29 protein-coding genes are annotated in these 24,058 nt (G+C 45.7%); 5 read left to right on the forward strand and 24 right to left on the reverse strand.

Translation table 11 applies throughout. The annotated features are described in order from the left end of the window. Positions 1-7 precede the first annotated feature (7 nt). From DF182_RS18235 to DF182_RS18325, 19 genes are all read right to left on the reverse strand, one after another. Positions 8-1,021, reverse strand: coding sequence for a hypothetical protein (locus DF182_RS18235; protein ID WP_147243469.1), 1,014 nt, complete (start codon positions 1,019-1,021; stop codon positions 8-10). Positions 1,022-1,028: 7 nt separating this feature from the next. Beyond that, complete coding sequence (locus DF182_RS18240) at positions 1,029-2,027, reverse strand: hypothetical protein (RefSeq protein ID WP_113617265.1); 999 nt, start codon at positions 2,025-2,027, stop codon at positions 1,029-1,031. An 83-nt stretch (positions 2,028-2,110) separates the two neighbouring features. Then, on the reverse strand, positions 2,111-2,722 hold the full coding sequence (locus tag DF182_RS18245) for a hypothetical protein (RefSeq protein WP_113617266.1): 612 nt from the start codon (positions 2,720-2,722) through the stop codon (positions 2,111-2,113). A 1-nt stretch (position 2,723) separates the two neighbouring features. Then, entirely contained in the window at positions 2,724-3,548 is an 825-nt protein-coding gene (locus tag DF182_RS18250) for a hypothetical protein (RefSeq protein WP_113617267.1), read from the reverse strand. Beyond that, complete coding sequence (locus DF182_RS18255) at positions 3,545-4,021, reverse strand: hypothetical protein (protein WP_147243470.1); 477 nt, start codon at positions 4,019-4,021, stop codon at positions 3,545-3,547. Before DF182_RS18255 ends, DF182_RS18250 begins: the two co-directional genes overlap by 4 nt. Beyond that, positions 4,018-4,869 carry a nucleotidyltransferase gene (locus tag DF182_RS18260; RefSeq protein WP_113617269.1) on the reverse strand — a complete coding sequence of 284 codons (852 nt, stop codon included), beginning with the start codon at positions 4,867-4,869 and terminating at the stop codon, positions 4,018-4,020. Before DF182_RS18260 ends, DF182_RS18255 begins: the two co-directional genes overlap by 4 nt. Before the next feature lie 2 nt (positions 4,870-4,871). Further along, a complete protein-coding gene (locus DF182_RS18265) occupies positions 4,872-5,165 on the reverse strand; it encodes a hypothetical protein (RefSeq protein ID WP_113617270.1) in 294 nt (97 codons plus the stop codon). Continuing rightward, positions 5,149-5,445, reverse strand: a complete 297-nt coding sequence (locus DF182_RS18270; protein WP_113617271.1) for a hypothetical protein — start codon at positions 5,443-5,445, stop codon at positions 5,149-5,151. The genes DF182_RS18265 and DF182_RS18270 overlap by 17 nt, the downstream gene beginning before the upstream one ends. Continuing rightward, positions 5,442-5,663, reverse strand: a complete 222-nt coding sequence (locus DF182_RS18275; RefSeq protein ID WP_113617272.1) for a hypothetical protein — start codon at positions 5,661-5,663, stop codon at positions 5,442-5,444. The genes DF182_RS18270 and DF182_RS18275 overlap by 4 nt, the downstream gene beginning before the upstream one ends. Further along, positions 5,653-6,159, reverse strand: a complete 507-nt coding sequence (locus tag DF182_RS18280; RefSeq protein WP_113617273.1) for a hypothetical protein — start codon at positions 6,157-6,159, stop codon at positions 5,653-5,655. The genes DF182_RS18275 and DF182_RS18280 overlap by 11 nt, the downstream gene beginning before the upstream one ends. A 6-nt stretch (positions 6,160-6,165) precedes the next feature. After that, entirely contained in the window at positions 6,166-7,128 is a 963-nt protein-coding gene (locus DF182_RS18285; RefSeq protein WP_113617274.1) for a hypothetical protein, read from the reverse strand. Then, on the reverse strand, positions 7,115-7,669 hold the full coding sequence (locus tag DF182_RS18290; RefSeq protein WP_113617275.1) for a DUF6046 domain-containing protein: 555 nt from the start codon (positions 7,667-7,669) through the stop codon (positions 7,115-7,117). The genes DF182_RS18285 and DF182_RS18290 overlap by 14 nt, the downstream gene beginning before the upstream one ends. Positions 7,670-7,680: 11 nt before the next feature. Continuing rightward, complete coding sequence (locus DF182_RS18295; protein WP_147243471.1) at positions 7,681-9,561, reverse strand: tape measure protein; 1,881 nt, start codon at positions 9,559-9,561, stop codon at positions 7,681-7,683. A 199-nt stretch (positions 9,562-9,760) separates the two neighbouring features. Then, positions 9,761-10,069, reverse strand: a complete 309-nt coding sequence (locus DF182_RS18300; protein WP_113617277.1) for a hypothetical protein — start codon at positions 10,067-10,069, stop codon at positions 9,761-9,763. A gap of 52 nt (positions 10,070-10,121) precedes the next feature. Next, positions 10,122-10,568: a hypothetical protein gene (locus tag DF182_RS18305; RefSeq protein ID WP_113617278.1), complete on the reverse strand. Its 447-nt coding sequence runs from the start codon at positions 10,566-10,568 to the stop codon at positions 10,122-10,124. A 31-nt stretch (positions 10,569-10,599) separates the two neighbouring features. Further along, positions 10,600-11,829, reverse strand: a complete 1,230-nt coding sequence (locus DF182_RS18310; RefSeq protein ID WP_113617279.1) for a DUF2586 family protein — start codon at positions 11,827-11,829, stop codon at positions 10,600-10,602. 60 nt (positions 11,830-11,889) lie between these two features. Then, positions 11,890-12,351, reverse strand: coding sequence for a CHAP domain-containing protein (locus tag DF182_RS18315; protein ID WP_113617280.1), 462 nt, complete (start codon positions 12,349-12,351; stop codon positions 11,890-11,892). A gap of 12 nt (positions 12,352-12,363) precedes the next feature. Continuing rightward, positions 12,364-12,999 (reverse strand): DUF6549 family protein, encoded by a 636-nt coding sequence (locus DF182_RS18320; protein WP_147243472.1) that lies wholly within the window; start codon positions 12,997-12,999, stop codon positions 12,364-12,366. 12 nt (positions 13,000-13,011) lie between these two features. Beyond that, entirely contained in the window at positions 13,012-13,242 is a 231-nt protein-coding gene (locus DF182_RS18325; protein WP_147243473.1) for a hypothetical protein, read from the reverse strand. A gap of 319 nt (positions 13,243-13,561) precedes the next feature. Here DF182_RS18325 and DF182_RS18330 point away from each other — a divergent pair, with 319 nt between their 5' ends. Continuing rightward, positions 13,562-14,041: a hypothetical protein gene (locus DF182_RS18330; protein ID WP_113617283.1), complete on the forward strand. Its 480-nt coding sequence runs from the start codon at positions 13,562-13,564 to the stop codon at positions 14,039-14,041. A 108-nt stretch (positions 14,042-14,149) separates the two neighbouring features. Here DF182_RS18330 and DF182_RS18335 read toward each other — a convergent pair whose 3' ends face one another. The 5 genes from DF182_RS18335 to DF182_RS18350 all read right to left on the reverse strand — a co-directional run bounded on the left by DF182_RS18335 (position 14,150) and on the right by DF182_RS18350 (position 18,036). Then, positions 14,150-14,473 (reverse strand): hypothetical protein, encoded by a 324-nt coding sequence (locus DF182_RS18335; RefSeq protein WP_147243474.1) that lies wholly within the window; start codon positions 14,471-14,473, stop codon positions 14,150-14,152. A 63-nt stretch (positions 14,474-14,536) separates the two neighbouring features. Next, positions 14,537-14,767, reverse strand: coding sequence for a hypothetical protein (locus DF182_RS32130; protein WP_147243475.1), 231 nt, complete (start codon positions 14,765-14,767; stop codon positions 14,537-14,539). Positions 14,768-15,000: 233 nt separating this feature from the next. After that, on the reverse strand, positions 15,001-15,345 hold the full coding sequence (locus tag DF182_RS18340; protein WP_113617285.1) for a hypothetical protein: 345 nt from the start codon (positions 15,343-15,345) through the stop codon (positions 15,001-15,003). A gap of 6 nt (positions 15,346-15,351) precedes the next feature. Beyond that, a complete protein-coding gene (locus DF182_RS18345) occupies positions 15,352-16,041 on the reverse strand; it encodes an ATP-binding protein (protein WP_113617286.1) in 690 nt (229 codons plus the stop codon). A 33-nt stretch (positions 16,042-16,074) separates the two neighbouring features. Further along, positions 16,075-18,036, reverse strand: a complete 1,962-nt coding sequence (locus DF182_RS18350) for a Mu transposase C-terminal domain-containing protein (RefSeq protein ID WP_113617287.1) — start codon at positions 18,034-18,036, stop codon at positions 16,075-16,077. Between the two features lie 160 nt (positions 18,037-18,196). On the opposite strand from DF182_RS18350, the gene DF182_RS18355 reads away from it, so the two are divergent. The 4 genes from DF182_RS18355 (at position 18,197) to DF182_RS18370 (ending at position 24,054) form a co-directional block, all read left to right on the forward strand. Further along, on the forward strand, positions 18,197-18,613 hold the full coding sequence (locus DF182_RS18355) for a helix-turn-helix domain-containing protein (RefSeq protein WP_113617288.1): 417 nt from the start codon (positions 18,197-18,199) through the stop codon (positions 18,611-18,613). A 264-nt stretch (positions 18,614-18,877) separates the two neighbouring features. Beyond that, positions 18,878-19,432, forward strand: coding sequence for an RNA polymerase sigma factor (locus DF182_RS18360; RefSeq protein WP_113617289.1), 555 nt, complete (start codon positions 18,878-18,880; stop codon positions 19,430-19,432). Between the two features lie 66 nt (positions 19,433-19,498). Next, on the forward strand, positions 19,499-20,578 hold the full coding sequence (locus DF182_RS18365) for a FecR family protein (RefSeq protein WP_113617290.1): 1,080 nt from the start codon (positions 19,499-19,501) through the stop codon (positions 20,576-20,578). 113 nt (positions 20,579-20,691) lie between these two features. Next, positions 20,692-24,054 (forward strand): TonB-dependent receptor, encoded by a 3,363-nt coding sequence (locus tag DF182_RS18370; protein ID WP_211327161.1) that lies wholly within the window; start codon positions 20,692-20,694, stop codon positions 24,052-24,054. Positions 24,055-24,058 lie beyond the last annotated feature (4 nt).

The following is a 24,058-nucleotide window of genomic DNA, read 5'->3' on the forward strand; positions in this document are numbered from 1 at the left end:
ATAAAATTTATTCGCAGATGATTGTTGCGTCCTTCCAGGATGCGTCCAGCATAAAAGACTGGAAAAGTGGTGAGGATGAAATCAGTTCTCCATTCTTATATAACTTCACATTGTATCGTATTTTTCCATCGGCGTATAATGCGTTAAGCCCATATACAGATGAAATCATATAGGAAGCAGAAAGTCCGAATTTTTCAAATTTACTGATGGGATACAGTGTATTACAACTTTCGCCGGGCAACAGATAAAAAGCGGGATTGGACCTTATATAGTATATATAATTACTTCTGTTGTATATTTTCAAACGCATGGTGGGGGCCGTATCGATATCTTTTATTACCATTCTAAACCGGATATAATCATGCAGATTGCTCATGCTAAACTGTATCGTGTCGAGGTAATTGGCTTGTTGCCAGGTATCCAGTGATCTGTAAACCACTGCAAATGTTTCCTGCCCTTTTAAAGTCTGCGTGGAAGATAACTGAATCGTTTTCCCGGGATGGTTGTTGATAAAGGAGCAGGAGATCTTAAAGGGTGGGCGCCCTTTTGCGAAAGCAACATCCGGTTGATTTCCTCTTACCACAAGCGGTGTTACAATACCATCGCTGCTGGTTACCGTAAAAGTAATGGGATCAAAAAATCCAATCATCGAATCTTTCTCCGGTCTTATAATCAACTTAAACAGCGGAGGAACTAACAAACGATCGTCAAAATCGGGCATCAGCGGAACCGGCGCCAGAGCCAATGCTCCTGTAGTTGGTATAAGTGTCAGCATACTATCTGTACGACTGGTTTTCCCCGGTTGGGTAGCCCGATCTATGTATTGTTTCCAAGCGGCGCTGGTGGAGACAGACTGGTCTGATGCATGCTGCATCGTGTTATCGTTTCCAAAATGCCTGATCCAGTTTCCATTGATGGCGATGGAATCTTTCACGATCAGGCGATTGACATTGAGTACACTTTGAGCAAAGACAGACAGGTGTATGCAGCAAATGCAGCAAAGCAGGGTTAACTTATTCATATAGTTGTTATTTAATTCTAACATCACGTACATATATGGTAAGATCAGATACGGGAAGTGTTACGGAAAATTCCGGATACGGCTGTTCAGGATCATAACGGGTAATTCCGGATAACTGGCCATTTGTCCATATTTCAAATTCAACGCTCGTTGTTAATGGCAGCTCGAAGGAGTAGGTGTCATTGATTGTTTTGAATACCTTCCCCGGGTTAAGGGAATAGCGGTATATACCCTGACCTGAGTATATACGTTGGCCAATCCGTTCAGACATGCCAGGTAAAACTATATCACTCCAAAAACCAACGGCGACATCATTGGTAAGATTTATCAGTTTTGTATTTAGGAAGGAAAATGGTCCCGGAGGCTGGTCGGCAATTTTATCGTAAGAAATTTCAATCCGGATATTATTCTCTACCACTCCAGGCTTTTCAATAATGATAGAGTCTCCGGGAGCGTACATACGGGATAGAACATACTCGGGATAGGTTGGATTATCCCAACGTTTATACATATTGAGGTATGTAAACCATCCGGAATCGACAGCTACAGACTTGCATTTTATAGTAAAGGGTGGTTTGCCGAAAACATATTCCCAGCCAACTTTACCGGGTCGGGTTGTTAGTGTCGTAACAATACTATCTGAACTGATAAACTCAAAATCATAAGATTGGGCAGTCTTGCCTGGTACGTACCTACAATGGATGTCTACCTTCATGGCACGCGGTTTCATAGAAAATATATCAAACAGGGATTGTAGTGAAAACCTGTTATTGGCTGTATCATTCAATGCCTGAAGGATATACTTCTTTAGCGCGCCATCTGTTGAAATACTTTTATCACTGGCAGACTTCAGCGTGCTGTCGTTGTTAATACTGTTTATCCATGCACCTTTGAGCGATAATGAATCTTTTATGGCAACACGATTGGCAGAAATATTACTCTGAGCAAAAGTGAAATGGGTTGTCAGTATTGTGAATAAAATACTGTAAATTAAAAATTGCTTCATTGTATGATAGGTTAATAGTATTGTTCATGCAAAGTACTGCCGGCAAAGCCGGCAGCCTTGTATGTACGGGGCAACAGAAGATATTATCTTGCGTAAAACCTGATCACCGTTTTGGAAGTAATGCCGGAGAAGAACAGTTTTTTCTCGATAAAGTAGGCGTACTGATCCAGTTGGATCACGTTTGCTTTTCCGCCGGTAAGTGGAAGATCGTCGAGTATGTCTTTTTCTCCGGCGGAGCTGCCAATGCTCAATGTTATGTCTGTGGCGGGTATTACAACGATTTTTTCAAGCAGGTTGTTTCTTCTGATGCCATAGGAGCCGTTTGTTTCATAGGTGGCTTCTTCTACATCTTTTGACCGCAGCTGCAATGATAAACGATGAACTGCTGCAATTGTAGCCAGTACATCTTCTCTGTCCTGGTTATAATCACTGGAAATTTCATTTGGCAGATTACTGAGTCCGACTTGTTCCTTTGTTACCTGGTGAGGATTTGATACATTGGAAAAATGCGTCTGCAATTGTTCATAGTCTGCTTTGGCATTCAGGTGAGACCGTAAATTCTGTACATTATCGATATCTATTGTATCCTCCAGCCGATGCAAAAAACTATCGATAAGATCCCAAAACTGTTGCTGGGTGGGATAATCTCCTGTTTCAAACCAGCTTTTCAGCCTGTTTCTGTCTTGTATTGGCATATTATCGTTTAATGATTAGGTAATCGAATGATATATTCTGATAGTCCGTGGAATTCTCTTTGATCAACAGATCGAATCCGTTATAGTCAAGGTTTTTAACGGTATAATGACAATCATTGTCATTGTTCCAGTAACCGCGGCTTCTTAATGAGCCTACCACAATGTAGGAGTCGTAGATATACTTACTGAATCTGACTCTGATGTTCAGGTCATCTACGATATCCGGCAGGTCAATCGTTCCGGACAACAAAAATCTGCTGGCAGCTGCAAGTGCGGCAGTTGTGGCCAGTACTGCGGGGTTGTTGGATGTAGGATCGCTGGATATGGCGTTGGGGATGTTTCCCAGACCAATATCTGCTTTGGTCAAACCATGGGGGTTTACAGCCGAGCGATGCGCCAGAAAATTCGCATTGAGCGTACTTAAATTGTTGTTCAGGGTGCTAATGCTGTCTTTCAGCGAGGCGAGGCTATCCAGTCTTACCAGATCGCTGTAAGGAAAACCTCCGCTACCGAAGCGTGCGTACCTGTTAAACAATACGGTTCTGGAGACGCCGTCTTCAAAGGTTACGGGTTTGTTGTCATCTATGATGATGTAAGTATTTTGTTTGGGGCCACCTACAAATGGCAGCAGCTCTCCATCATGTAAAATCCAGCCGTCGGCCACGATCGTGCCATTTTCCAACATTCCGGAAACAATGACCTTGTTGCCGCAAACTCTTGCCAGACCAGTCAATGCATCGCGATAGGATGATTGCATGTAGGCCAATACATCTTGTGTTAAAGGGAAACCGCCGAGGTTACCAAAATCCACTCGTTTATTACTCATGTCAGTTGTATTTTATATTCTTTACTGGCTAATTTATAGCTGTCGATGAATGCCCGCATTTCATTTTCAGCGAATCTTAAACCTGTTGGCAGCAGCACTATGAAGTCTACGCTTGCAGCGTTGGTTTCGCTGGTAGTATAAATGTAATGCGGATGGTTTGCGTCGAGGTACAGCGGTTTAGTTTCCGCGTCCTGATATACATATGCCTGTTCACGGATGTAGGGGTCTGAGATGCGTATGCGTCGTAATCCGAAGTCATAACGGTCATTGAGTGCCCAGGTCAGATAGCATACCTGCGGAGTGATGCTTAACCTTTTGAGATTAGCCTTCCTGTTGGAACGGAAGTCGTTGTACAGCAGCTGCACAGGATAGGTGAGTGCTATGAGCCATTCTATCATACGGGGCTTGCGTAGGCGGGGAGGTAATAACGCCGTTACAAGCCGCCTGAAATCTATCTCGAATATCTTCATCATATAATAGTGCTTTGAGGGATGTAGTGAATATCGAGATCATGTTCCTCGTCGATGCTGAGATAGCCGGCATCGGGCTGATACATCACATCGAATGCCTTGAATGGTAAGCTCCCGTAGCGGGCTTCTGCCTGCAATATCTGAGGAATCACCACTCCGTCTACCTGTTGTAATGCATCTGTGAGATAGGTGAGTACCAGCCAGCCGTTAAAGGGCAGTTGGGTCAGGTAGTTTTTAATAGCTGCCACCACAGGGTTGGGTCCATTGCCATCGAGGCGGGAGCCGTTACCGTCCAGTACAAGCGGGTTATAATAGATATTGATTTTTAACCGCAGGTTATCAGCAGGATCAGAGCTGACCAGCAATCTTACGCCTGCATCCTTAACGGTATTCATATAGGTGGTGAAAGACAGCAACTGGTCCGGGGTTAATTTTTTCAGGTTGCCCTGATTGGAGGCCGCTTTTACACGTAATGCCAGCACACCTCTGCCATCGGTTTGTTCCACAATGGCGCAAAGGTTTACTACTCTGCTGGCTGTGATCTCCTCTGTGGTGGCGTTGGTATTGTCATACTCATCGCTTTCCTGTTTGAGGTTAAAGCCATATTGAAACAGTTTTGCTTTTTCGGCATACCATTTCATACTATGTGGTTTCATACGGCTGATGAGATCATTGACCTCCTGCTTATGCAGATCAAATAACTGGTCGAGTGTCCATTGGCAAACGGCCACTACATAAACAAACAACCGGTAGATGGAAGTATTGCTGATATTGTTGAGCGCCTGCAATTCCCTGGTGGAAGCTATTTTATCGATAATCTGCGATTGTATTTCTTGAATTGTTCTTGCCATTGTTAACTAATCTTGAAGTCAATGCCTATACCCATAAATCCAATACCTCCCCGTGAGATGGTTGCTGAATCAAGGGTGAGAGATGTACCGGGGTAAATATTAAAGTCCCTGTAGTATGTTGTCACCGAGTTGTCCAGTATCGTGGCCCCCGTTGTTTCCAGGACCTGTCCGCCCGTTAACTCGTCGGTAATGTTGATATCATTCAACATGGCGATGGTGAAAACGCTGCTGATACTACCGGTTTCGCGGAGGACAATATCAAACAGGCATTGATGGGGTTTAACTGTTATTGCCATATGTTGCATCAATATTTAAGTGTCCATTTTCGTCGAGCCGGATGCTGGTGACTTTCATACCGTCTCTTTCAAATTCCGGTTTTATGTCACTCAGGAAGGCATACCGGTCTTCATCTTTCAAAAAGGAAGGCAGGCCAATCCCGGTAGTGGGAAATTCGCGCCAGTCGCCACGATTGCTCATCAGCAGCAGTAATTGATTCTGCATGGTGCATTCCCCTGTTTCGAGGTCTGCTTTTACAAAAGAGAGGTCACCGCTTTCATTCAGAAGTATATCAATCATTGGATGGTATATTTTAATGGACCAGAAGGTGTTACCGGGCCGCCAGTGGCCGATGTGAGCCCTGAAATATAAGTGATCTCTATTGCCTTCACCTCGGCGATGACTGCTTTGGCTATCTTCTCCGCGATCCTGTCCATGGCTCCGGGGGCATCACTTTTTTCGTTTTCTTCACTAAAAGCTGCACGGATGCTGGCTTTCAGTCTAGCTTCATTCATCATCTTTTAAAAGATTTTTAACCCGGTTTTTAATTTGTTGAAAGGTAGTGGCGTTTACGAGGTTGATGGTAGGGCCGCTTTGTGTGGTGAAACGCATTTGTAAGATGGCATCGAGCAAATCGTCGAACAGCTTACGCAGTGTTTCATTCTCCCGTTTAAACAAGTAGCCCTTATCATCAACATTCATCGTTGTATTACCAATTTTGTAAAGCACGCGGCTTACTTCATGTACGGTCAGTACCACGTAGTCATCGGTACCGTCTATACGTGCGAGCAACACATTGCTGCCTGTTTTGGGAACGAGCAGTATCTTACCACCGTCCTTAATGACACTCTTCAGGCGCACGTCAGGGATTTTATACCCATCCAGCAATTCCACTGCTACAGTATCCTCTTTATCGTCTACTGACTGTACAATACCCTGAAAGATTGTTTCAGGACCGTATTTCGAAGCGAAGCTGGCCATCGCTGCCGCGATATCATGAATTTCCTTTGACATCGGTAATTATTTTTTCTGACTGATGGTTATTTCCCTGGTGGCGTTTTTGGGACCATAGGTGACAGCGGTGCTTTGAACATAGTACAATGCCGTTTTTTCGTTGAATTTCAGATCCTCGAGATACACGGTATCACCTGGCTGTATGTAAGGTTGCAGGAAGCAGGTGATTTTACCTTCGTATCCTTCATAATTCATGGTATTGGTATATTTTTTACCAATGTCATCCAACGTTGTTTTGTCTGTTACATTTCTGGCACTTTTGTTTTCACTGCTGCTGGCGGTATTGGTGGCGGCAGTACCATCTTTTTTTGCGGAGGTGACTTTTACCGTCACCCTGGATGCAGGCCCTTTTTTGTATTTGAGCTGATCATTACTGATTACATTATATCCCATCCGCAGATTAATCGTTGATGCTTTGCCGTGCTTGTTCAGCAGATTAACGGCCAGGGCTTCACCGTCAAAGAACAGTTCGATAGGGAAGGCGGCTTTGAGGGCCATCAGTACCTGGAGGCCGTTGACGTTTTTCAACTCCCATTTATCGATCACCATCCCTGGAATATCATCAGCAAGCGTCAATCCGGTACCGGCGATGACCTTCTGCAATAGTTCCTTGAGGGTGGTTTTGCCTGATTGTTCGTTGAAGTTTTTGTTACGAAGTTTATAGCTGAAACCTTCGCAGGTAATCACCACGTTTTTTGCGTTGTCAATCTCCGTAACAAACCCTTTAAACTCAGTCCTGTACTGCTCATTGTACCCCAGCTCTATACTCACTGCATCGCCGGCCTTAAACAAGGTGGCTGCGTTTACCTGGTCTTCCTTCTTAATCAAACCCTGCATAACAGTCGCTTTCTTTGGTATAGTCAGGGTAGCCTTGTCTACCAGATCAAAAATGCTCCGGGTGATTTTGGCTTCTATTGGTTTGATGTTACCGTATTGACCGATGCTGATTTTGCTATTAAGAATGAACATTTCCAATAAATTCAAGCGTGTATATATCATCGCTCAGCAACGAGATCTCGTATGGCCTTGCGTTTTCGGTACTTTTCTCCCGGACGAATTTCATTTCGGTGATCATGGCGTAGGGTCTGCCTTTCAGGAAGATGTTGGTGATAATATTATCAATCGTTATCTTTTCCTTAGACAAAAAAAACGCTTCGATCTTACTCATCGCTTCTGTCGGGCCTCCTTCTTCGTCAGAGATGTCTATTCCTTTGATGTTAATGATGTAGTCATCTCTGCCTGTTACTTCCTTTACGGAGCCGTTTCTTTCCGGCATAGGCGTGGCTGTGTATGTCCGCTTGCAGGTAACTTCTACGGTAGCAAAAGGCAATACATAGTCGTTGAGTTTCACCGGAGAGAAATGTGGCCGCTTCTGGTCGTCGGTAAAGGAATAAGGCTTTCCCAGCTTTGTGAGGCCTGTCTCGCCAACCGCTTTCCTGATGTCAAAGTCTTTTCCTGGATTGCGGTTAAATGCTTCATTATAGAGCTTCGCTAAATCAAATTTTGCCATTGTCAAATTGTTTAAGTGGCCAGTCCGTTCAGGGAATAGAATACCCGGCGCATTTCTTCGCGAATCAGTCCAGTCATTTCTTCAATGCCTTCTTTCGCGCTCATGGCGTGGATTTCCAGCGTTTCAATCTGTTTGCCTATGTTGATCGTGATGGCACTTTTTCCGCCGCTGTTAATGGAGTCTGAGCGATTACCGAGGTTTTGGTCCGGTTGTATGGAGGTAGATGCCGGGGGGCCGCTGATTCCGGTTGTTCCGGTTGCTGTGGGCGCTGTGGTGCCTCCGGTTTTCGGGATAACCTTGAGTCCATTGATTCCGGGGAACTGGGCAGGGGCGAATGCTGCGTTTTGCAATGGATTTGGCGGTGCTGCCGTAGCCGGTGCTGCTTTTTCCTTAGGCTCATTCAGCGGAGCCAGCGGATTTTTCGGATCTAAAAGCTCATGCTTCTTTTTCAGTATATTATCTATACCATTGATCTGGCTGGAAAGGTCTGCTCCGGTTACTTTTTGAATGAGACTAAGCACGGCTCTGATACCTTCCATAAACAGCTCCAGTGGTGCCAGTAAGAAGTTAAGAACAAACTTACCAGCTTCCAGCAGGACATTAAAAAATACCTGTACGCCTTTTTTAAACCATTCAAAATGTTTGTAGGCATATATTAGTCCACCTACCAGTAAGGCAAGTCCGGTTACGATCAACATGATCGGGTTGGCATTAGCCAGCGCATTAAACACTGTCATAGCCAGATTTAGTCCACCTAAAGCAATGGCGTTAAAACCGGTGACGATGGCATTCCAGCTCAGTATAAGAGCGAGTCCGCCTAAGCCTGCGGCTAATAGTATGGCACCAATTTCTCCATCCTTCAATGCCATTCCAAAGTCGGCGAATAATCCTACTACTCCCAGTACGGCGCCGCCTATCACTCCCAGTCCGTTGGAGAACGACTCCTGGATCATGGCCCATTTTCCTCCTAGTGTGGAGGCTTTTGCTTCCATCAGGCCAAAGTACTGGCCTCCGGAACTGGTGGCAGACTTGAAGGATTCCTGGATCATGGATGCCGAGATATTACCGGCTTCCATATTGGCTTTCAGCTGATCCATCGACAGTCCGGAAACTTTTGTCATTTCCACCAGCGGATCAAATCCGGCTGATTTTAATGCAGCAAGATTTTCTTTGGTTAATTTTCCTTCGTCCTGGATGCTTGCATAGGCTGCTGTCAGCGCTTTCATTTTTTCTGCGCTGCCAGCGCTGATGTCTCCCAGCATGCCCAGGGTTGGAACGATCTTATCCATGGAAGTGCCGGCCTTGGCTAATGCGAGTGCATTGGGTGCAAGATCTTCCATGTTAAAGGTGGTATTGTCTGCCATCTTCTGAACCTGCTGCTGCATTTGACCACCCTGAGAGCCGAATGCGGCTTTAAACTCGATGTTCATCTGCTCTTTTGCCATGGCTATGTCGAGGCCTTTGCCCAGCAAATCCAGTCCTACACTGGCAATGTTGCCCATTGCCTCCTGGTAGCCTTCTGCGAGATCATTATTGCCTTCTCCTACCATCCGGGGGGCTCCACCACTACCTCTCCCAGTTCCGCCTCTTCCGCCGGCATTGGTAGCTTTAATGACTTTCTCCAGGTCTTTGAAGGCATCCGTTAAATTTTCGACTTCATCTATTGCATCACTGAAAGAGGCAGCGATATTAGCACCGGCATCATCTGAAATACGGGCGAGTGATTTCAGTCCCGGTGAAAATATATCCATCGCCTGGGTCAGGCGGTCGAGTTCTGATTCAGAGCCTTTTGCCCCTATATCCCTCAGCCTGAAAGCAGCCATATTGTTCATGTCCCTGGTCATCTTCCCGAGGGAGCTCTGAAAATCGGCCATCGTTGACTTGATGTCCATAGTATAAATTTTTTAAAGGCCCCCGGCTACATGCCAAGGGACCTTTGTTTGGCTTCATTTTTACGCATATCTTCCAGTATGGCCCAGTGTTGTGCCCATGAATCATCATCGAGTGAGGAGGGGTCTATACCGAAGTGATAGCGTAACTGGAGGTCTATGTATAAAACATAGTTACTTTGAAAATCGCCTTTGGCGTTTTTTAGAGCTCCCCCAGTTCACCTTTTTTCTTGTTCATCAACTCTTCAACAAAATCGCTGAGGCCAAAGTAGTAACGGTCTTCCTTGCGGATAGCTTCATCGCCTCCGAGCCAGATACCGTTGATAACAGTTTCGTTGAATTTGGCAGGGCTGGAAGAAACCTTTGTGGCAGCCAGGCTGTAAACATCGCGGGATACTGTTCTTAAATAACATACCCGGCCTTCGATTTTGTATGCAAAGACTTTACCGTGTTCTTTTTTCCAGGCATCAATCTGTTCCTGAGATACCTGTCCGATCAGTTGTTTTGACATTGTATACTAAATTTTAGTGTGATAATATTGTTGATAGTTGATGGAAAGGGCCTTAGTTACCGGTCCCTTTGGTTTTGCTGATGGCGAGGCAGATAAACGGTAAGCTCACTTCTTTGAACTTATCACCTTGTTTCATGCCATCTTCGAAATCAGTAAATTCTACGTTGGAGATTTTGTCTACCTGTACATAGGTGTCACCTTCTTTTTTGTAGGTAACGATAATGCTGATAGCCTTACCGGGTACGTCTACGATGTCGCTGTAACCGGCGCTGATAGCTGCTAAGTTCAGCTGGTCAAATTCGCTTTTCAGAATGGTCAGGGTTCCTTCGTATTTTTTATTGCCGCGTTGTACGGCCAGGGGACGGTTGCCGGCGCCATAGATGACTTCTTTCTCCTGTGATTTTTTGTAGGTCAGTCCGCGCAGGCCGGAGATTTCGCGGCCGAAGAGTACTACCTTGACATCCGCCCATTCAAATTCTCTTGAATCAAATATTGCCATTTGCTGTTAGTTTAAAATTGATAGTTAATGATTAAGCAGCGGTGTATCCCAGGAATACATCGATGTATTTGAGGCAACCTTTCGGACGGATACGTACGAAGATGTACACCAGGTTTGTAGCGAGGATATTGAAATCCGGATGGTCGATACCGGCAGCGCTGTACAGACCTGCATAAGCAGATGGATCGGGGTTTACCAGGGCTTCTACCGCAGGTGTACCATCATTATTCTGGCTGATTTCACCTGCCATTCTGCGGCTGATGGCTTCTTCGATGTTTAATGACAGGGCTGCTTCGATGGCGCTGCTCAGGCGGCCATTGTCGTCTACATCCACATCATTTTTCAACTCGTTGTAGTACACTTCATAGGCGATACGTACGGCTTTGTCAATGGTACGGCCATTACGCAGAGAGCTGAAATCGCTGGTGAGGGTACCGAGCATATTATCATCATTAAACAGATAACCAGGTGCAGCCTCATTGCGTTCGAAGGTGATGTAACGTTTTTCCCAGAGAGTGTCGAGGTCAACGCTGTCAATGGCGTCCACGTTTTTGTCACCGATTTTAACGACAGCACTTTCCTGTAGTTTCAGGCTACCGCTTTTAACCCTGCCGATGTTGCGTTGAACAGGCATGCCGGAAGCTCTTCCGAGGGCCAGCAGTAAAGCATGGGGGCCATTGCCGTTGACGGTGCCGAGAACGATACCAATGTTATCTTTCTTGTCGGCAGCATAACTTTTTACGCTGGAAGGGGTTGTGAAACCAAAACCCTGGAGGAGGGCACGGAATGGTTTACGCAGGTTGAACCATTTGGTGGACAGTATCTGCGCTGCATCAGCAGCTTTCACAACATCTGCATCGATACCATCGGTAACGACAGGCGTGTAGCCGGATGCAGGGAATTTAGCGAGGCCGAGCAGGCTGATAGTACCATTGGCGAATGTCAGCAGTTTATCTGCGTTAGCTGGCAGTAACATGTCTTCCATAGTGGTGGCTGCTGCTACGAACAGGCAATACAGTTTGCTGCCTTCGGCTGCTTCTGCAAAAAATCCGTCGTTGATAGCAGTCAGTGCCTGTGCATTGGTAGCCTGGGCTAATTCTTCACCTGCCTGTTTTTTGCTTTTAATCAGTACCGGTGTACCGAAGCCACTGGTGGGTGCTTGCGGGATGGCCATGATAAGGCCGCACACGCCGTCTACATTAGGGGCTAAACCACCAAGGTTGCCGTTAGTTGTTGAAATATTTACTTTTGGTCTTGCCATTTTTCATTTTTTGTAAAATGGATGTATAGAAATTGATAAAAAACTGTGATGGTGTTGTAACTAGGGGATAAGGAAACCTTTGAAAGATGTGGCCAGCCTTGTTCTTTTGGCTACTGTAAAGCCTTCGCGGCTGCCCTGGTCGTTGGTGTTGCCCTCGATAGTATATACCTTGTTGCCGTCAACGCTGATAACAAAACCGGTGTGGCCGAAGCCATTACCATATTCCATGATGAAGATGGCGCCAGGTGTTACACTTTTGATGCTCTGAACTTTTTTCATACCGGTGGTACGCCACTGCAGCAAGACGCCTCCGGTTTTAATCAGTTCATTTTTTACACCCAGTGCGGTGGTAGCCTGTTGCATACACCAGTATACAAATGCCATGCACCATGGATAACCAGGACCTAATCCCACACTTTTGAGATACTGATTTACTTCAGGTCCTGCATTACTTCCCCTGGGATGCTCTTCAACACCTTCCTGGGAAAGGGCTACTGCTAATACTTTTTCTGCCAGTGTCATTGGTTAATGGGTTTAAAAACGGATGATATTGTATTGCATACCGATACCCGCGCTCCATTGAAACTTTCCTCCTGCATAATAATAGCCGATGGAGGGTCCTATGGAAAGCCTGGCCTGCCGGCGGTTCAACGTATTTAAGCTGATCGATTTTAAACCGGTGATGGTGGTATGGGGATTGGCGCTGAAACCATCGATATAGGTAGCTTTTCTGAAAAGCCCTTCTTTCTTTTGGTATGCTGCCAGCCAGATACTGTCACGCATCTTGTAGGTAATTTGAACCGAGTCGTGCAATACGCCATGGATGCTAATCCAGTCGTCTTCGTAATAAAACACCGTCGTGTCCTGTACGTGATTGACGGCTATCGCGGGTATGGTATCCGATGTAATGGTTACAGCGTTGGTTACCTGTTGGATCTTTTCGGGTTTAACAGTAACTTTTTTGCTGATAGCTGCAACTGGTGCCAACGCTTTGTTGGTACTGACAGCGGTTACAGCATGCTGTAGTCCTTCTGCATCCTGATAGTGTTGTACTATCGGAGTGTCGATGGAAGTTATCACCGGCTGTATGGGGTTAACAATTCTGCCACATTCCCGGTATAGCAGCAGCATCGCTAACAGGGTAACAACAAACAATGGGATGTTTCTCACGGGTCAACTTTTTTATTCACCTTCTACGGCGGCAGAAGCTACGGCCACCATCACAGAGCCGGCAATAAACAATGCCTTGGCAACTTCCTGCAGCATGCCCGGCATTTGTACATTGGCCACAGATGGCGCTAATATTGCGCCCGCTCCGGCTATCAGTACTTTGCCAACAATCTTTATTTTCTTGAAAAATCTGGGGGTTGGAGAGGTTAATCTCTCCTTTGTCTCGTTAATGAATTGTTTCATATCTGTCATCTGCTAAAGGTTAACGATCCCCTCCCTCCGGCTACCCTGTCTTACGGGACAGGGAGAGCAAGCGGGAGTATCACGGTTAAATTGTACAACTGATCATCTTCTATCTGCTGTTGCTTGTGTACATCGTTTCGTCCGTAATACAATGTAAAGATGCAATCATCTGAAAGCTTTACCAAATAAGGGTTTCGCTATACTTCTTGTATAGCGGTATCATACTCCGGCTATCTCCGTATCATGCCATGTGAAATTTTATCCAACCTTTTATTAAAGCACTTTTGCATAAACAATTCTTAACAAAAACATTTATCACATGAACAACGTTTTCGTAGATTTTATGAACCTCGTTATCAGCCGCGTGCAGGCGGCCGTTCCTGCCCTTCAGTTTGTCGGACAGGATTTTGGTCAGCTGGAGAAAATAGGCTCAGCTACACCTGCTGCAATTGCTTTTCCATGTGCATTGATTGATCTGCGTGAAATCGTCTGGGAAGATCTGCCTGGCAACGCACAGCAGGGAACCGGAAACCTTCAGATACGTATTGCCGTGGATGCCGCCGGTAATAATGTAAATACCTATTATGCGCTGGAGCAGGCTATCCATAAAGCACTGCAGGGGCAAGTGCTAGGCAATGGTTATGGAAAACTACTCCGTCGTTCTTCTGATAGTGAGCAATTGAGTGATAAACTACATCTGCGTGTGGTGAAATATGCGGTGTCTCTGAGAGACAACAGCACTGTGGATAATAGTACCAAAACACCAAGACCTAACCCGGTTATCAACAAGTATAGCTAACCCGGTATCCGGCGTATTTAATTTGTATATGGCCCCAAACGAAACCGGCGCGGACAAAACAGTATTCAGCTGTTTGTCCGCGCCGGTTTTGTAACCCTTTCTGATAAACTATTTCCAGACCATCCAGGGATATAATTTACGCAATGCTGTCACAGTAGGCTGCTGTGTATTGAGTTGCTTTAATAATTGAAAGTTCACATCCAGTTGTAATCTTTCGATGATAGTATAACCTGATAAATCAAATTCGATGGATAGAATATGAATGATCTCGTCATATCTTTTTCTGCAAATCCGCAAATAGTAATAATGACGATGCACGAGCCTTTCGTCACGCCGTACGATAAGGTCGCGGTTTCTACCCGGTGTCCGACGGCTGGCATCAGCAGGCTGGTCAGACAATAATTGCGAGAATAATGTTTGAACTCCTTTCACCCTGCAAAAATAAAAAATGCTCCCCGTTAGAGGAGCATTAAGATGTTGACAATAGATAAAAGATTACGATTTGTAAATCTGCTCCATTTCCAATTCGCCAGGCAGCATGCTGGAGAGGAGATCGAGCAAAAACACATTTGCCTGTCGTACATTTTCCGGTACGCTTTCCGGATTGGCAAGATTATGTTTTACAGTCTGAATAATTCCCTGCATTAATCCGGAATGTAAACTTTCAGGGCTCACGGTTGGAATGTATAGTAACAAACCTTCATTTTGATAACACACTTTCTTCATAATTTTCTTAGGATTAATTCGCTCACTTCCGTCATTCCATAATAGGTAACCCGCCAGGTACAGCTACAGTATTTTTTTGCTGGTATGGAAACCGACAGTCGAAAGTCCGGCTTGATAATTTTAAGGATGTAAAACTATTTTTTCAGTTAAATGGATTGGTATCGTATGGATTAACAAATCATTTTATGAGTTTAACAGTTGTTCGTTTAAAGATATACTTTTTTTGTGGCTTTTTAAGGTAATATTTTTGCTTTTAATCCGGGTAAAACGGGGGTTATTTTATGCCATTGTTCCATGAAGATGTAATCCGCTACAGTGAAGTGTTTGGTGGCTTCGTTCAGGTTGTAATATACGGCTGGTCTGCTCCGGTTTAATGATTTCCCCGCCTGTGCAAATGTTACGTTGAAAAATCTGATTAAAACATAACAAATAACCTGTCTTGCACAGGCCACATATTTATCATTACGACCAGAAAATAACATTTCCTTACGCAGCTGAAGTGCGTGGCAAATTGTATCTACTACCTGGTCAGCAAAGTCGTTTTCCAGCTGACCATGAATTTTTCTTTTTCTTTTCATGTCAGTTTATTTTTGCGTCTGTTTAAGCATTTTCCGTTTCCGTTTATGCACTTCTCTTTCAAGGCGGCGCATATCTCCTTCACATTCATGAAAGATTTCTACAGCAGCTGGCTGATCGCTGATTCCATTGGCTTCACAAATGGAGATGATTTCCTGTTTATTGAGCGTTGGGAGTTGGATAATACGCCGGCCCAGGCGGGAGTATATTTCCGTATATCCTTTCCGGTTAAGTCTGCGTCCTCTTTCCATACGTTTTACCAGGTGGTTGGTGGCCATCATTACAATACCGCATTTCCCTCTGAGCAGGTTGTACAGCGTGATAAAAAAATACAATACCTGATCACTCAGTTTATCTGCTTCATCGAGGATCAGTAATGGTTCTTCCATTATCAGTAAATGTGATACAATTTCATCCAGCAGGTCACCTACATTATAGCCCTGTGGTTCTTTATGCATGGCTGCCAGTATTTTTCTGAGGAATATTTTACGATTCCAGTGCTCTGCACATTCCAGGTGTATAACCGAAGGTTCTATAGTAGAAAACCTTTGTGCGGCAAAGGTTTTACCGGAACCAGCTGCGCCGGTGATAGCAAATACATTCCCATACATTTTTGCATCTTCGAAGTATGCATCCAGTGTCTGGGAGGCAATAGTTTCCACGAAATGCCAGGCCGGCATTACAGCTTGCTTTTTCATATCTGATATTTTTATCTTTTTTTGTGAGTAGGATTACATTAAATCGAGAGGATCGAAATCGGAGGTTACTGATGGAATAAATTCCAGTATGTTGTCTTCGGCTTGTTGTTTTATTTCTTTGATCATTACCCGGGCTTGCAGGAGGGCCGCGGCATTCGTCCTGTTCTGTTCCAGCAGGGATTCCCGGTTTCTTTTTTTATCTGTTATCATTTTCACCAGCTCTTTTTTGTTATGCAGATGTTGCCATAGGCGTGCTTCATCACCTTCCTGATAGTCGGCACGGGCGGCAGGCAGCTTTTGTTGTGTATGTGCAACAAAACGTAGTTGCTGCCCATCTGTAACAAGTATCCGTGACAGATCAAACGGGTCATATATCAGCTGTACCTTTTTCCCTACATTCCGGAGGTACAGGGCATCCGGTATTTCGTATTCATGTGTCTGGCCTTTAATGGTCATACGTATACCTCCGTTGGTAATGGTGTTGGTATGTGTATGCGACACGCCAAAAATCAGCAGCAGCTGTTCGTCTGAAATACACCGTTGTCCGGATGAATCGCTGGCATTAAAAGCGGCTATCCATTCTTCCTGGCGGCTGCGGCCTGTTGCGGGGTTTCGCTCATGGCGCAAGCCTTCAATAAAGGTTTGTAATATTGGAAAGGCTTCTTCTTTTTCCGGGAAAAGTTTTTTTTGTTTTGCCAGATGATCGGGATTGAGACGACTGCGGGAAGTGATGTTGTTGCCTGCATAGTTATCGAAGCGACGCAGATGCTGATGCCAGCGTTTACCAAAGGTCCGTTCTATATATTTGGAGCGGGGAGCCCTTGCCGCCGCAGGAAAATATCCGGCATCGATTTGTTGATAAAATGATTCCAGCGCCTTTAGGTTCCATCTGTCTGTTTGCAGCTGATGTGGCAGGTACCAGGAGCCCGTGAGTTGATGTATGTGGTGCATAGCATCGAGATAAGCCATTTTCACAAGGTCGGTACTGATATTATCTGCATAGAAGTAACCCAGTGGATAATCATTAAAAGCATCGCTGATAACAACTGCTTTAAACCGGTGGTAGTAGCGGGTAACAAGCTGTTGCTCGTTGCCTGCATGCTCATCTCTGAAATACAGATCTACATCGTTGTCATCAGAACCAACGAGCAACAGCGGTGCGGATGGACGGTTCCGTTTTGTTTGTTTACCAAACTGGTTGTACCATGCAGCACTGCCTTCCCGGAAGAGTTGCAGCTGGTAATAATTGTTGCGTCTGTGATTACCTACTGTGGCGGCGGTAATCGCTGCATAGGCATGCTGAACCGCCCATTGATTATAAGCCCTGGCAATGACAGTATCATCATGCTGATTCGGATGTGCTATCAGCTCCAGTAACATGGATTCTGATAATTCATCTTTTATCTTCGCACTGTTCTGGTTTCCAAACCGCCAGTCTATCAGGCTGGCGTAGCTTAATTCCTGATACTGCCGGATTTTTTCGTTCAGTCTTTTATAGCTGTGTGGTAATAGAATGTCGTGCGTGACAATCAACTCCAGTACAGTTTTCCAGAATGTTTCCTTACTGATGCCCAGCTGTTTCCGGATGAAATATTTTTCTTTGCATACCTGTACCAGCATATCCAGCCAGGCGGCAGCGGTGACGTACTTTTCCACATGTCCTACAGGCAGGCATTTGTTTTCACCATAACGATAGTCCAGGAAAAATTTTTCGGCACGCGGATCTTTCCTGATCAGATGGAGCAGGGGTTGTTTGCATACATAAGCACGTGGATCGCCGTATTTCGCTATAACCAGCTCTTTATATGCCTCAGGTAAAGAGGCATATACAATCAGTACAGAACGGCCATTACCGCCGCGTTCCAGCACTTCTATTTTGTTTCTGCTTTTTAAGGAATCATAAGTTCCTTTGGGGACAAGGCCTCCGGGGTTCTCCTTTGTTTTTATAAATTCGTGCCCTTCTATGCACAATCTGTTACGGGGATCAAACTTCATAGGTTAACAACTTATAACAAGGACTGTAGCCAACATTTTAGGCCGTTTTGATTTTAATTGATACATTTATCGTTTTTTCTCTATTAAAACCATATCGCAAAAATATAACTTTTCTTATAAAGTCAAAATCTTTCTATAACTTTTTCTATATTTATCAGTAATGACAGACGGACAACGTATTTTATATATCAGAAAGCTGATTAAAAAGAGTCAGCAGGATTTTGCGCTGATGTTGGGCATATCACAGGCAGCGCTTTCTGACATCGAGAATGAAAAGAACGGTATATCATATCCGGTATTCAAACGTTTGGTGGAAGAAGTGGGGATTCATCCCTATTGGTTTATGTGGGAGCAGGACCCGATTTTCCGGGATAACAGCTTTCATGATAAATATAAGATTAGTTATAAAGATGCAAGCCCAACTGCAAGCGTAAGTGCAAGCGCAACCTCCAAAAAGGCCACAGGAAAGAAGTCTGGCGTGCAACCGGAGGTAACGATGGAGGATATACTCAAAGAACTGACTATGCTGAGAGGAGAAGTGAGCAAAATCAAGCAGGAAGGGAAGAAGAGCCGATAATGCCTGATTTAGTATTTATTTTAATCAGACCCCTTTTAATCCAATAAACCCAAAAATCCGCTACAGCAAAGGGCCCCGCTGGAATTAACCCTTTTCCCCAGACAATGTTACCAACCCGCTGCAGTGGCTATCAATATATAAATCACCATAGCTGTTTTAAGACGAATCGTTTTAGCAGTATTACATCCGATCTTCTGTAAAATCCGGATAAAAAAATATAAATTGGCTGAGGTTGTGTTAGCACCTTACCATTAAACCGGACCAATGTCAACAGAAGAGGATCTCCATAGTGTACAATGGGAGCGACTTAGAAATGGCGACAAACAGGCATTGTTTGCGCTGTATAACAGCACCTATGCCCATCTGCTGCGTTTCGGCCTGAAACTCTGTGGCAACGATGAGCTGGTAAAAGACTGTATCACCCAGTTGTTTTTACAGCTATGGAATAAACATGCCCAGCTGAAACCAGTTACTAACGTGCCCGCCTATCTGTTTACTGCTCTTAAACGGCAGTTACTGGATCAGTTGGCCTATCAGTCACGGATACACGATGCTATCAGTAAGATAACCGGAAAAGAAGAAGAGAATGAGTTATCTTATGAAGAGATCATCATCCGGGTACAACAGGACGACGAAATCAAACAGCGGTTGCATAGCGCTATAAAAGCACTCACCCCCAGGCAAATTGAGCTGATACGCCTTAAATTTTTTGAAGGACTTAGTTATGAACAGATCGCCGCACAAACTTCACAAACGGTGAAAACGGCCTATAATACGGTCTATGACGCCATTAAAACCCTCCGGAAAAAACTTTCCTGAAAAAAAGTTGCTCAACGCTTAGGAAAAAATGAAAATACTGCCGTCAGTATAAGAAAGGGTATCAGCATGAACTTCCTGGATTATGATGCAACGGAACTTGCATGTGACGAATCTTTCCAGCGTTATTGCCGGGAAGAATGCGAAGCTGACATAATATTCTGGTCGGACTGGATAGCCAGGCATCCCGTGAAAGCAGCTGTGATGGCAGAAGCCAGACAGCTGGTGGAAATACTGTCTGCCCGCCAGGGGGGCCGCGCAGAACAGCTAAAACATTTGAAGGATGGCCTGGCACAGTACGACCTGTTACAAGAGGCTTTACTGGAGCCAGTACCCGTAACGGTAGCCCGGCAAAGGTTACCGGTATGGAAATACGCTGCCATAGTGGGCGGCGTAGTAGTACTGGCTGCCGGTACCTATTTTTTTAGCCGGTATGGCCATGGTACCATGGCCGGACAGCCCGGCGCTACCATCATAGCGGCCGGAGAGGAACCACGTAAATCTGTTGTATTACCCGACGGCTCTTCCCTTATCCTGCGGAAGAACAGCCGCGTGGAGCTGGCACCGGGATTTAATCAGCAGAACAGAGAGCTTACACTGACAGGTGAAGCTTTTTTTGATGTCAACCAGAATGCAAAGCTCCCTTTTATGGTGCATACGGCTTTGCTGGATATTAAAGTATTGGGGACTGTATTTAATGTCAGCGCCTATGTAGGACACCCCGCTACAGAAGCGGCCCTGTTCAGGGGAAAAGTAGAAATCACCTGTGTGCAGCAGCCGCAGCAGAAAATTGTACTGCAGCCCAACCAGAAACTCACCATCCTGACAGATGCCACCAACCAGTCATCCGCTAAAACACCCCTGCTAAAGGTAGTACCACTCGATGCCGACCCGGTGGATCACAAAGCCCGGGAGATTGCCTGGGTACGCAACCGCCTCGAAATGGAGAATGAACCACTATCAGAGATTGCCGGTAAACTGGAGCAATGGTATGGTATCAGGATTGCCTTTGCCGACGAAGCCGTGAAACAGTATCGTTATTCAGGCACTTTTGAAAGTGAAACCATTCTGAAAGCACTGGACGCATTGCAGTTATCCTATCCCTTTAATTTCAAAATGGTAAACGACACAATTATTATCAGTAAATAAAAATCATCGCAATACATCATCAACCAAAGTAAAACGGGGAAGTGTTGGCCCACCTCCCCGGAAATAGGCCAGATAATGTCCTGTACGATCATCAACTAAACCCAATCAAAGGTATGGTAAAACTTGTATTCCTGAAATGGAAAGGGAAATCTGTTCCCGCCGGCAAACTGTTGCTCACTATGAAATTGACCATCTTGCTTTTTTTGACCTGCCTGCAGGTACAGGCTATTTGTTTCGCGCAGGAATCCATTACCCTGCAAGTCAGGGAAACAAGTATCAAACAGTTACTCAAAACCCTGGAACACCAAACCGCCTATCGGTTTGTATTTCATGACAAGACATTGCCGGAAGACAGGAAAGTGTCTGTTTCCGCCAAAGGCGCCACACTCCAGGCCGTACTTTCACAAGCCTTTGCCGGCACACGCCTGGCCTGGTCCCAGAAAGAAGACGGGCTGGTAGTAGTGTACGCCAGCGACCAGGCTGCCCCAAAAGCCGCGGTAGACATGACTATCCGCGGAACAGTAAAAGGCATCGATAACCTCCCGCTGCCCGGTGTGACGGTAAGAGCGGTAGGCACCAATGCCGGTGCACTCACTGCTGCCGATGGAACCTATTCACTCACCGCACCTGATAATGCCCGTCTGCTACAGTTTTCGCTGGTAGGCTACACTACCAGACAGGTGGAGATCAGTAACAGACACGAAATTAATGTTACCCTGCAGGAAGATGTGAAGACACTGAACGCAGTAACGGTAACCGGCTATACGAACTATGCCAGGGACAAGTCCACCGCTTCTGCCGGCGTAGTAGGGGCCGACAAAATAACACAGGTACCAATGGCCAGCTTCGAACAGATCCTCCAGGGGCGTGTGCCCGGCATGATGGTGTCTGCCGGCTCCGGTCAGCCCGGAACAGCTGCCACCGTTACCGTCAGAGGTGTAGGTACCATCAACGGCAGCTCCTCTGTATTATACGTGATGGATGGTATTCCTATCGAAGCAGGACAGTTTCAGGGTATCAACCCCGAAGACATCGCCTCAGTGACTGTATTAAAAGATGCTTCTGCCAAAGCGCTCTATGGCTCCCGCGGCTCCAATGGTGTGATCGTTATCACCACCAAAAAAGGACAGGCGGGTAAAGTATCTTTTTCCTATAAATCACAATACGGCTTCTCTAATATGACCACGCCCAAATTCAAGATGATGAACTCCGCAGAACATCTGCAGTTCGAAGAAGAGATAGGGCTGGAAACCGGTTCCAATCTGGGCCCCGGCTGGGAGTACTCAAAAAAGAACCCCAACTATGCCACCAAAACACCCGAAGAACAAAGGCAAGCGGATCATATATTGGACAGCCTGAGAAATACCAACACTGACTGGCGTAAGATATTCCTGCAAAACGGCCAGTTCCAGGAACATCAGCTGAGTGCCAGCGGCGGCAATGATAACGTTCGTTTTTACAGCTCACTGAACTATTACGATCAGCAGGGTATCGCCAGACGCTCCGGCTTAAAACGTTATAGCCTTAAAAACAATGTGGACTTCAATGCCGGCCGGTTGACCGCCAACATCAACGTGGGACTCGCCTATTCAGAATCTTCCTTCATTGAAAGAGAAGCTTCCAGCAGCGGCCAGAACCCGCTGGCAGCTGTATATTACGCGTTGCCTTATGAATATCCTTATGCAGCGGATGGTACGCTGGTCACTAACTATAACGATGACGTATACCCTGTATATGATCTGCGTGAAGGCAGCAATGCACTCGAAGCCCTGCTTAACACCAGCAGCAAAGACAACCAGTTGAAAAGCATCATCGGTACATCCCTGAATTTCACCATCGCTAAAGGGCTGGTAGCTAAAACCAGACTGGGTCTCGATTTCAGGGAAACTACCACAGAACGTTATGTAAACCCGGATTCCTACTCCGGTTACAAAGTAGACAACGGAGAAAAAGGTAGCTTCGGAGAAGGCGTCACCCGCAACTTCACTCTGGTCACTACTTCCGGCCTTACCTATTCAAAAAATATTGCCAACCGCCACGATTTTGAAGTGTCTGGTTATTTCGAATTTACGAAGAACAACTACCGCGCTTTTGACTACACCGGCTTCGATCTCGATGGCCGTCTGCCAGCCACGCCAGCAGCCATTACGCCAGGATCGCCTTTCAGCCCTGTGCTGGGTGGTGGCCGTACCCGCAGTGCACTGGCCTCTTATATTGCAGTAGGTCGTTACACTTTTGATGAAAAATACACCCTGAACGCCAGCTTCCGCTATGATGGCGCTTCTACCGTGCCTCCTTCCAACAGATGGCATGGCTTCTATTCTGTGGGTATTGGATGGGAAGTGAAGAAAGAGAATTTCCTGAGAGATGTGAGTTTTGTGGATAACCTGCGCTTCCGCGCCAGCTATGGTACTTCCGCCAATCCGTTTTCCACACTGGGGCCCTTCGCCTACTTCCGCACTTATGGAACAGACCAGTATGCAGGTCATCCGGCTATTGTGCCTTCAACGCCAGGAAACCTGGGCTACGACTGGGAATACGCCAAAGAGCTAAACGTCGGTTTCGACCTTGGTATCTGGAACAATCGTATCCGTATCGTGACAGATGTGTATAACAAGATTACCAACAACCTGTTTATAGATCAGCCGCTGTCTATCACTTCCGGCTTCAGCAGTATGTTCCTCAATTCCGGTGCTATGCGCAACAGAGGTATTGAAATGGATGTACAGGTTGATGTGTTGAAACGTAAGGATTTCACCTGGAACGTTGGCTTTAACTTCGCCTATAATAAAAACGTGATCACTGATCTGGGTGGGGCCAACGAATTTGCACAGGGCAATTCACAGATCGTGCGGGTAGGACTGCCTTATGGTTCTCATTACGCGCCCAAATGGGCCGGTGTAGACCCGCAAACCGGCAATCCCCTGTACTACGACAGGACAGGCAAAACTACCAGCGACTATAACGAAACAGCCCTCAGTGTAGCTGAATTTGGTACCTATATCCCGCCCTTCACCGGTGGCTTCAATACCGGTGTGAACTGGAAAGGGATTTATCTGAATGCATTGTTCACCTTCGCTGATAAAACCATGCGTTATCTCAACGAAGACTATTACAATGAAAACCCTGCTTTCGCCAGCAGCAACCAGTCTGTACGCATGTTGTACGACCGCTGGAAGAAACCCAATGATAACGCGATCCTGCCTCGTTTTGGTACTAAACGCGGTTATTCATCCAGAGATATCCAGGATGCTTCTTATCTGCGCTTAAGAAATGTCAGCATCGGTTATAATCTGCCGAAGACAGTGTTGTCGCAGCTGAAATTTGTACAGGGTGTACAGATATTTGCCCAGGCCCAGAATCTGTACACCTGGACCAAATGGAAAAGTTTTGACCCGGAAAATGCCAATGGCGAAGGGCGCTTCGATTATCCCAGTGCACGTACCTACACCTTTGGCCTGAATGTTAACTTTTAAACCA

This window comes from Chitinophaga flava, from assembly GCF_003308995.1.
Lineage (GTDB): Bacteria > Bacteroidota > Bacteroidia > Chitinophagales > Chitinophagaceae > Chitinophaga > Chitinophaga flava.

Bases quoted from the DNA above. Each gene is read 5' to 3' on its own strand.
- DF182_RS18270 (WP_113617271.1), bottom strand. From the start codon at position 5,445: ATGATTGATATACTTCTGAATGAAAGCGGTGACCTCTCTTTTGTAAAA.
- DF182_RS18280 (WP_113617273.1), bottom strand. From the start codon at position 6,159: ATGTCAAAGGAAATTCATGATATCGCGGCAGCGATGGCCAGCTTCGCT.
- DF182_RS18305 (WP_113617278.1), bottom strand. From the start codon at position 10,568: ATGGCAATATTTGATTCAAGAGAATTTGAATGGGCGGATGTCAAGGTA.
- DF182_RS18325 (WP_147243473.1), bottom strand. From the start codon at position 13,242: ATGAAACAATTCATTAACGAGACAAAGGAGAGATTAACCTCTCCAACC.
- DF182_RS18250 (WP_113617267.1), bottom strand. From the start codon at position 3,548: ATGAGTAATAAACGAGTGGATTTTGGTAACCTCGGCGGTTTCCCTTTA.
- DF182_RS18235 (WP_147243469.1), bottom strand. From the start codon at position 1,021: ATGAATAAGTTAACCCTGCTTTGCTGCATTTGCTGCATACACCTGTCT.
- DF182_RS18255 (WP_147243470.1), bottom strand. From the start codon at position 4,021: ATGATGAAGATATTCGAGATAGATTTCAGGCGGCTTGTAACGGCGTTA.
- DF182_RS18345 (WP_113617286.1), bottom strand. From the start codon at position 16,041: ATGAAAAAGCAAGCTGTAATGCCGGCCTGGCATTTCGTGGAAACTATT.
- DF182_RS18350 (WP_113617287.1), bottom strand. From the start codon at position 18,036: ATGAAGTTTGATCCCCGTAACAGATTGTGCATAGAAGGGCACGAATTT.
- DF182_RS18260 (WP_113617269.1), bottom strand. From the start codon at position 4,869: ATGGCAAGAACAATTCAAGAAATACAATCGCAGATTATCGATAAAATA.
- DF182_RS18265 (WP_113617270.1), bottom strand. From the start codon at position 5,165: ATGGCAATAACAGTTAAACCCCATCAATGCCTGTTTGATATTGTCCTC.
- DF182_RS18245 (WP_113617266.1), bottom strand. From the start codon at position 2,722: ATGCCAATACAAGACAGAAACAGGCTGAAAAGCTGGTTTGAAACAGGA.
- DF182_RS18355 (WP_113617288.1), top strand. From the start codon at position 18,197: ATGACAGACGGACAACGTATTTTATATATCAGAAAGCTGATTAAAAAG.
- DF182_RS18290 (WP_113617275.1), bottom strand. From the start codon at position 7,669: ATGGCAAAATTTGATTTAGCGAAGCTCTATAATGAAGCATTTAACCGC.
- DF182_RS18370 (WP_211327161.1), top strand. From the start codon at position 20,692: ATGGTAAAACTTGTATTCCTGAAATGGAAAGGGAAATCTGTTCCCGCC.
- DF182_RS18240 (WP_113617265.1), bottom strand. From the start codon at position 2,027: ATGAAGCAATTTTTAATTTACAGTATTTTATTCACAATACTGACAACC.
- DF182_RS18300 (WP_113617277.1), bottom strand. From the start codon at position 10,069: ATGTCAAAACAACTGATCGGACAGGTATCTCAGGAACAGATTGATGCC.
- DF182_RS18365 (WP_113617290.1), top strand. From the start codon at position 19,499: ATGAACTTCCTGGATTATGATGCAACGGAACTTGCATGTGACGAATCT.
- DF182_RS18315 (WP_113617280.1), bottom strand. From the start codon at position 12,351: ATGACACTGGCAGAAAAAGTATTAGCAGTAGCCCTTTCCCAGGAAGGT.
- DF182_RS18340 (WP_113617285.1), bottom strand. From the start codon at position 15,345: ATGAAAAGAAAAAGAAAAATTCATGGTCAGCTGGAAAACGACTTTGCT.
- DF182_RS18295 (WP_147243471.1), bottom strand. From the start codon at position 9,561: ATGGACATCAAGTCAACGATGGCCGATTTTCAGAGCTCCCTCGGGAAG.
- DF182_RS18330 (WP_113617283.1), top strand. From the start codon at position 13,562: ATGAACAACGTTTTCGTAGATTTTATGAACCTCGTTATCAGCCGCGTG.
- DF182_RS18285 (WP_113617274.1), bottom strand. From the start codon at position 7,128: ATGTTCATTCTTAATAGCAAAATCAGCATCGGTCAATACGGTAACATC.
- DF182_RS18360 (WP_113617289.1), top strand. From the start codon at position 18,878: ATGTCAACAGAAGAGGATCTCCATAGTGTACAATGGGAGCGACTTAGA.
- DF182_RS18275 (WP_113617272.1), bottom strand. From the start codon at position 5,663: ATGATGAATGAAGCTAGACTGAAAGCCAGCATCCGTGCAGCTTTTAGT.
- DF182_RS32130 (WP_147243475.1), bottom strand. From the start codon at position 14,767: ATGAAGAAAGTGTGTTATCAAAATGAAGGTTTGTTACTATACATTCCA.
- DF182_RS18310 (WP_113617279.1), bottom strand. From the start codon at position 11,829: ATGGCAAGACCAAAAGTAAATATTTCAACAACTAACGGCAACCTTGGT.